Below are 7,512 nucleotides of genomic sequence, written 5' to 3' on the forward strand. Positions count from 1 at the left end.
TAACTTAAGCTTGGGTCAGTTTTACGATCCGATTATCTACAGTGATTAATAACACTGGTATCACAGACAGAAGCATCACGAATGCCAGCGTGGAAATACTGCTAGCACCTAATAGTCCTGATAAGGCGACAAGTAAAGCGCCTCCTATCATTCTTAAAAAACCATCGATAGATGTTGCTAAACCAGCACAGTATTTGAAAGGTTCTAATGCAAGAGACGTTGCAGAACCAGATAAGAGACTGAATCCAGCCGCACCAAGTGCTGCTAATGCAAAGAAATAGTAAGTTGCTTCAGAACTGATAAATAATAAGCCAACGCCCCCTACCACCATAATACTGGAACCAAATCGCACCGTATTCCTACGACCAAATGAAGCCATTAATTTAGGTGCAAAAAAGCTGGCAAGTATTTGAGCACCCCCTATGAGTCCGAACATAACGGAGAACTGTACTTGAGAAAAACCACCATCATTTATCGCAACGATAGGGGCAACAGAAATGTAGGTTAGCAATGCGCCGAAACTGAGCATATTTGTCAGCGCATAAATCAGAAAAGTACGGTGGCTTAATATACCGCGAACGTTACACTTAAGCGCATGTGTATCCACAACTTCAGTTGTGGTTTTAACATTCCGTTGTGATTGAAGTGAAAATGAAGAAGCAACAAAAAGTAACAATGCTAAACCTGCCATTAGGTAGAACCCTCCACTCCAGCCCCACCAGATCGCCAATCCACTGCCAATGAGCGGTGCAATAGTCGGTACAGCGCTAGTCACGCCGCCCATATAGCTTAACCATTTACCTGCGGCATCACCTTCATAGTTGTCGCGAATCCAAGCCATGGCAGTAATCATGGTAAAAGAAGCACCTATCCCTTGGATGGCTCTTGCAGCATATAATAGGCTCAGGGAGGAAGATGCCACGGCAAGTAAACTGCCGACGGCATACATAAATAGCCCAAGCATGGCAGAGAACTTACGTCCTTTGCGGTCAGAGATCGGCCCCGCAATTAATTGGCTAACCCCCAAAGCCAGAATGTAAACTGAAATGGTCTGTCTTATTTCACTGTCAGAAGCTGCGAAAGTTTCAATCATTTGTGGAAAAGATGGCAAGTAGACATCAATAGCGAGTGGGCCTAAAGGTATGAGTGAAAAAATAACCAGCAATGGAAGAAATTTGTTGCCTGCCATTTTAAACTCCCTGACTTACTTGAGAATATAAAGACACGCCAGAACGTGACGAAATGGTGTTAACAAAGCCCATCAAGCCGACACTCATTTCAAGCTCCGCAATCATGGTGTAATTTCGTAATTCAGCAAATACGACAATGTCTTCAATGTTTAATGTACGTTCACCTGATACAAGATCATCAATACTGATCAATGACTCTATTTCTTCCAAGAGTCGTTTTAATTCAAGAAGGTACTCATCCGTTTTCTCTAACGCTTGTTCGAGCGACTGGTTTAAAGTGGCTTTGCGCGACTCAACAAATATATTTAATGCAGATGGTGTAGACAACTCAGGCAGATTAAGCTGTGGCATTCGTGGATATAGAAGTTGCGCTGATACTGGGTAGAGTTGTTTTAAAAGGCTTTGTAACTCTTCCGATACTTCGTAGCTCGTGAATAATGGTGAGCCCTGTTGATCCAAGTAGCGAATTATATCCAGGCTCTCAATCATCAGCGTACTATCACGACCGTCCAGTTTCTGGATCTCAAGTACGGGTACAACCAACCGGTCTAGCTTGCCTTCTAGAGACTCAGGTAATTCGCCTAACGTCATAGGGCTTATTTCACAGTCCAGATGTTTTAGTCCAATAACGGTCTTCACTCGAACACAGAAAGGGCAACTATCAAATACATGTAATTTCATTATAAATGCTCCTATCCTATTAATTACCATGCCAAATAGAGTAAGCCATTCGCTCTACGTGAGCAGGTAAGTGCTCCTCGTAACCGCTCCAATGGCTAAATTTAGGTAGTTTTATCGACTCTTTTAGTTCCTCTACCGACTTACCTTCTTGCAAGCCTTCCCAAACCTTGTCAAATAGAGCCTGAGTAAATTCTTCACTTTCTTTTAGAAGCTCTGGCGAGTCGACAGGAACATGCCCATTTACGATTGTGTCAAATTCCAAATTCTCACGAACACGTTTTATGGTGTTCAACGTAGCGACATAGTCTTGCTCAATTAAGCGACCTGAACTCACCAGATATTGAGGTAAGTGCCAGTCTACAGCGACCAAGACCTTATCTTCGGGCATATGCACAATACTCATGCAGTTACCATCGTTCTTACCGTAGTAATGCAGGTCTACATTCTTCCCACCTAAAGAAATGGTCATATCGTCTTTATAAGTCGCCGTTGGATAAATCACCTTACCCTCTAAATCTCGAGAAAGTAGGTCAGTGCAGTTCTCTTGTGCAATAAATTCAGCGCCCTGTTCCTTGAAAATTTCACCGCCACGAGAGTGATCAAAATGGTCATGGGAATAGATAACTTTTTTGACCGGTTGTTCGGTTACTTTGCGAATTTCTGCCATCATTTGTGCGGATCGCACTTCACCTGAAGGGTCAGTAATAATCACGCCTTCTTCGGTAATGACAACCAAACTATTATAAAAAAATTGAGAATATTGATAGATGCCATCTTTGAGTTCTGTCATTTCTGGTTTAGTAGGATCAAAACCATCAGCGGCGCTGGCAGCCCCACTCATTCCTAATGCTAGGGTTAACGTTGTTATTTTTGAAATAAGAGACATGATTATTTCCGTTTCACTGTTGATGATGAAACAAAAGATAATTAACATCACAAAATAGAACAATACATCCAAAAGTAACTTCACTTAATACAATAGGTATCAAATGGATAAGTATCGGAATATGCAGCTGTTTTGTACTGTTGTCGATAAAGGCAGTTTTTCTAAAGCCGCGAAAGCATTAGGTATTACCCCTGCCATTGTCGGGAGACACATTGCGGCAATGGAAGATTCGCTAGGATTTGTACTGCTGAATCGTACAACGCGCAGTATGCACCTTACCCCTGGAGGGAAGGCTTATTATGAAGGTGCTCAAGCGGTATTGAGTAACATTGAACAGCTAGAAGATTCACTCACAACGGCTCACCAGAACAACCCTAAAGGCTTAGTCCGGCTATCCGCTCCTGATGCGATGGGGCCCTTTTTAATGAAGGTTATTAAAGAATTTCGTAAAGAATATACAGGAATTCGTTTTGATCTCGTTTTATCAAATAACCATTTAAATCTCATCGAGGAAGAGATCGATCTCAGCATTCGATTCTCTTTCGAATTGCAAGATTCATCTTATGTTGCGACCAAACTCGGAGAGTCTGAGTTCGGGTTGTACGCGTCACCCGCATACATAAGCGAGTATCAAGCCCCCTCCAGTTATGCCGATTTAAAAAATCATGATTGCCTACATATGGGAAATTCAAGAAATGGCGATTATTGGATGCTAACGGTTGACGGTAAAAATCTTTCATATAGGCAGCCCTGGGTAGCTGTAACCTCAGATACCAATACCTTAATACAAGCGACTATCGATGGAATGGGTATCGCTATGATCCCGAGTATATTTGTTCATTCACACGTTAACAGCGGCAACTTAATAAAAGTGGAAAACGTAGCCGAATTTCCAATCGTGAACATTTACGGGATGTACCCAACTCGTAAACACGTTCCTTATAGACTGTCGCTGTTCTTAACGTACTTGAAGGTTAACTTCGTTCGTATCGTTACTCCATAAAAACCATACGCACTGCTAAACCAATAAACCAATAAACCAATAAACCAATAAACCAATAAACCAATAAACCCTAACAGCCTAATCGACTGAAGATTCATAGATAAAATAGCTAGATGGTTTTACTGAATTCCAGATATAAGTAAATCCGTTGCCTCAATAGCATGTTGCTCAATCTGTTGCTCAGTTAGATTCGGGCTTCCCAACAACGCCCCAAAGCGAGGGGCAAGCAGCATACCAAGCCAGAGTTCAATCTTGCTTTCTGGATGCTTTATGCTCAACCGATCGACAAAAAACGCTTTCAAAGCGCTATCGGTGTCGTCAGGTCCAATACTCATGAAGCTCTGTACAATTTCAGGTGATTGAGCCGCTTCAGCGATCAGCAATCGTTGAGTAGCAATATGGTCTTGTGATAAATGAAACGTCATAAACTCAGTAGCAAATGAAGTCAGAGCATCTCGATTGCTTTCTATAGCTAGGTGCTGTGAATATCGGTCATCATAACTTTCGCCGATCTGCTGTATAGTTGCTTGGAAAAGTTCGATCTTGGAAGGGAAATAGCGATAGAGCGTCTGCTTTGTCAGCTTAGCTTGACTAGCGATAACATCCATACTTGCGGATGTGTATCCCTCAGATAAGAAGACAGACTTCGCAGCAGACAAGATTGCTTGTTTTTTCTTTTCTCTATTTTGCTCAATTTTACTCATCGACTTCCTCTTAAATATCATACTCACCAGTATTATTTATATTGACACAATAACACTTAAAAATCATACTCGATAGTATGATTTTTAATGAGAATACATTATGACTGCTTTAACACTTTCTTCTTGGGCTGCAAAAAACAGCCGCACCACAGGTTTCTTGATAGCGCTTCTAGGCGCATTACTAATGAGTATCGACCCAATATTTATCCGTTTTGCAGGTGTAAGTGGCTTTGACACCGCATTTCTTTTCGGTTTATTTAGCGCTATATCAATGTCAATCTTGCTCAAAATAAACGACAAACGTGGCATTAGAAAAGCCGTAATTCAGAGTGGTTGGCCACTATTGTTTGCTGGCTTATTAATGCTAGGTAGCGCTAGCGGGTTAGTGTTTAGCATCAAAAATACATCAATTGCGAATACATTCCTTATTCTGAGCGCATCTCCGGCTGTCGCTGCCATTTTTAGCTGGCTACTACTACGTGAAAAAACGAGCCGCCCAACCATTATCGCGATTATTTCCGTGATGATCGGCATTGGTATTGTTGTGTCTGGGTCTTTTGGCTCCGGTAACTGGTTTGGAGATCTTTTGGCTGTATTCTCGGTAATCTGCCTGTCACTAATGTTTACCTTGCTTCGTAAATATCAGGATGTGAGTAGATTAGCGAGTGTGGCATTGGGTGGTTTGCTATTAGCAATGGTGATGTCGTTTTTCGCAGAACCAAACAGTTATAGCCTAAATACTTGGTTAATTATGGCGGCAATGGGCCTGTGTACCGCGCCAATAGGAAGAGTGATGTCGATGGTTGCAACGCGCTACATTACGGCTGCTGAAGTGTCGATGACTTTGATGCTAGAAACCGTGCTAGCACCAGTATGGGGGTTTTTATTCTTCGCTGAAATACCAGCTTTAGCCAGTATTGTGGGAGGTTCAATTATTCTCGTCACCATTTTTACCTATACGTTGATCACCATGAGAAGTGACCAATAGAGAAGCAAGACTAATAACGGCACTGGTCTAAATTGGAAAGCCACAGCGACTTACACTTGGTTAAGAGGCTGTGGTTGCATAATTTATAGGGTTAATTTATGAGAATTTAGCGATCGCTTTTTATATCGAACTTAGATTTAAATATCATAAAAAACAGAATCATAAATGCTAAATCATTTATCCCGTAAATCGTAAAGAAAACCCCAGCCATCAGGTCCGCTTCATATACTGGTGCTAATGCATTCGTTGAAATCCAGTGAACCCAAACCACCACATACACCAATTTTTCTAAAGCAAAAGCACCAGCAATATACTTGATATTTGCATTGACGGTTGCCGCCCCTAAATACGCAAAACCCCACACTACTATCATGACCAAGCCAAAGTTGGACATTACGACTGGGTCCGCTTCGTTAATTACACTGTTTGTAAAAAAGCGAGAAAACAACAAAACAGCACCAATATTCATAGCGCCAGCTGCCAGTAAAACGTTTTTAATTTTAGCCTGATTCACTTTAAACCCCCTCGTTTAAAACGGATATACCATTACAATTTTAGCTATTTATTATTAGCCAAATGAGCGATGAATTATGAGCGATTAATAATTTTCATCATGTATGAAGAGCTAATTCTTTCAACAGATTTCAAGCTGTCTAAATGAATAAGCTCAGCCAATGCACTTGCTACAGAACTTGCCTGAATAGGAACATAGTTTGACAACTTGCCTCTCATCAATGGCTTAACTAGCTTGCTCAGAAATTGTAGAAGCTTTTCATCAATTCGAGTTTCTGAACGCTCTCCGGCTAAAGGACCGGGTTGAATAAAAATGGTTTCATGAAAACCCAGCAGCATAACTTTTCTTTCCATTTCGCCTTTACATCGAAGGTAATGAGAGCGTGATTGCTCATCGGCGCCTAGGCATGAAAGAATAAGAACTCGCGAAACACCAATCGATTTCATCTTTTGAGCGGTTTCCACGACTAAATGAACATCGATATCTCGTAACTTTTCTTTTGAACCTGCCTGTTTTACTGTCGATCCAAGAGCAATCACACCAATGCTCGGAGTAATATCAAATTGCTCTTTCTGAATGTGTAAGTCAGGGCTGATGATCTGAGTTAGCTTTATTTGCTCAGTTTGATCACATTCCAGAAGCCGACGAGACACACTATAAACATGCTCCGTTCGATCGTCGTTCAACAACAACTTTAGTACCTCTGAGCCAACAAGACCGCTGGATCCAGCAATAATAACTGATGTTTTCTTCATTCGGTCACCGCCTATGGTTAGCCTTAATATAGTCCAACTATAGAACAAACATACCGACCGGTCTAGATAAAAATCCATTTTTGTCTGTACGAACTGTCACGGTTCACTTTATAATTCGGTTTGGAATCTAAACAGCGGAAGCGTGATGGCGAACAATTTGAGACAAACCCTATTAGACGTTGGATTTGATTTGGTCAGTGAACAAGGATTTGCTGGCTTAGGGTTAATGACAATTATCAATGCAGCTAACGCAACGAAAGGCTCGTTTTATCATCACTTTAAGTCAAAAGAGAACTTCGGTACCATTTTGCTTACTAATTATTTTGACGATCACCTTACAACGTTGAATAGCTTCTTATCTGATGATTCTTTGAACTACCAAGAGAGAGTCCAAGCTTATTTCCAGCATTGGACGGATGAGAAACTAACCGAAGATTTCAAGATAAAATGTCTGGTTGTAAAACTATCTGGTGAGATATCTGGCGAATCTGGTCAAATGCAAAGTGCTTTGAATGAGGGTGCGGAACAAGTCATCCGACGTATGGAAGAATTCTTTGTTGAAGGTACTTCTAGCGGGCAGCTTAATATCAATAACGGTTATCAAACTGCACGTACTATTTATAGCCTTTGGCTAGGATGTACATTACTTGCCGCAATTCAACAAGACCGAACTTACTTATTAAATGCGATGGAAGAAACTCTTACTCTTGTTAAATAAATAGCTCACAAAACGTGAGCTGCTGTTATTGTTATTGTTATTGTTATTGTTATTGTTATTGTTATTGTTATTG

Annotated in this window: 9 protein-coding genes; 3 read left to right on the plus strand and 6 right to left on the minus strand. The window is 41.0% G+C overall.

Going from position 1 to position 7,512, the window contains the following annotated elements; genetic code table 11:
* Nucleotides 1-4: 4 nt before the first annotated feature.
* From L4C37_RS14870 to L4C37_RS14880, 3 genes are read right to left on the minus strand one after another with little or no spacing between them, the layout of a single operon-like run.
* Nucleotides 5-1,189, minus strand: a complete 1,185-nt coding sequence (locus tag L4C37_RS14870) for a multidrug effflux MFS transporter (protein WP_429769036.1) — start codon at nucleotides 1,187-1,189, stop codon at nucleotides 5-7.
* Nucleotide 1,190: 1 nt separating this feature from the next.
* A complete protein-coding gene (grxB, locus tag L4C37_RS14875) occupies nucleotides 1,191-1,871 on the minus strand; it encodes a glutaredoxin 2 (RefSeq protein ID WP_137372008.1) in 681 nt (226 codons plus the stop codon).
* 19 nt (nucleotides 1,872-1,890) lie between these two features.
* Nucleotides 1,891-2,757, minus strand: a complete 867-nt coding sequence (locus L4C37_RS14880; RefSeq protein ID WP_429769037.1) for an MBL fold metallo-hydrolase — start codon at nucleotides 2,755-2,757, stop codon at nucleotides 1,891-1,893.
* A 103-nt stretch (nucleotides 2,758-2,860) separates the two neighbouring features.
* Between L4C37_RS14880 and L4C37_RS14885 the strand changes: the two genes are divergently transcribed.
* Nucleotides 2,861-3,760: a LysR family transcriptional regulator gene (locus L4C37_RS14885; protein WP_429769038.1), complete on the plus strand. Its 900-nt coding sequence runs from the start codon at nucleotides 2,861-2,863 to the stop codon at nucleotides 3,758-3,760.
* Between the two features lie 119 nt (nucleotides 3,761-3,879).
* Here the strand turns inward: L4C37_RS14885 and L4C37_RS14890 are convergent, their stop codons facing one another.
* On the minus strand, nucleotides 3,880-4,464 hold the full coding sequence (locus L4C37_RS14890; protein ID WP_429769039.1) for a TetR/AcrR family transcriptional regulator: 585 nt from the start codon (nucleotides 4,462-4,464) through the stop codon (nucleotides 3,880-3,882).
* Nucleotides 4,465-4,564: 100 nt separating this feature from the next.
* On the opposite strand from L4C37_RS14890, the gene L4C37_RS14895 reads away from it, so the two are divergent.
* Entirely contained in the window at nucleotides 4,565-5,452 is an 888-nt protein-coding gene (locus L4C37_RS14895) for a DMT family transporter (protein ID WP_429769040.1), read from the plus strand.
* A gap of 106 nt (nucleotides 5,453-5,558) precedes the next feature.
* Here L4C37_RS14895 and L4C37_RS14900 read toward each other — a convergent pair whose 3' ends face one another.
* Both L4C37_RS14900 and L4C37_RS14905 read right to left on the minus strand, forming a co-directional pair.
* Nucleotides 5,559-5,966, minus strand: coding sequence for a hypothetical protein (locus tag L4C37_RS14900; protein WP_429769041.1), 408 nt, complete (start codon nucleotides 5,964-5,966; stop codon nucleotides 5,559-5,561).
* Between the two features lie 74 nt (nucleotides 5,967-6,040).
* Nucleotides 6,041-6,721: a Rossmann-fold NAD(P)-binding domain-containing protein gene (locus tag L4C37_RS14905; protein WP_429769042.1), complete on the minus strand. Its 681-nt coding sequence runs from the start codon at nucleotides 6,719-6,721 to the stop codon at nucleotides 6,041-6,043.
* A gap of 145 nt (nucleotides 6,722-6,866) precedes the next feature.
* Here L4C37_RS14905 and L4C37_RS14910 point away from each other — a divergent pair, with 145 nt between their 5' ends.
* Nucleotides 6,867-7,439, plus strand: a complete 573-nt coding sequence (locus L4C37_RS14910) for a TetR/AcrR family transcriptional regulator (protein ID WP_273293827.1) — start codon at nucleotides 6,867-6,869, stop codon at nucleotides 7,437-7,439.
* Nucleotides 7,440-7,512: the final 73 nt, after the last annotated feature.

This window comes from Vibrio kagoshimensis, from assembly GCF_050337535.1.
Taxonomy (GTDB): domain Bacteria; phylum Pseudomonadota; class Gammaproteobacteria; order Enterobacterales; family Vibrionaceae; genus Vibrio; species Vibrio gallaecicus.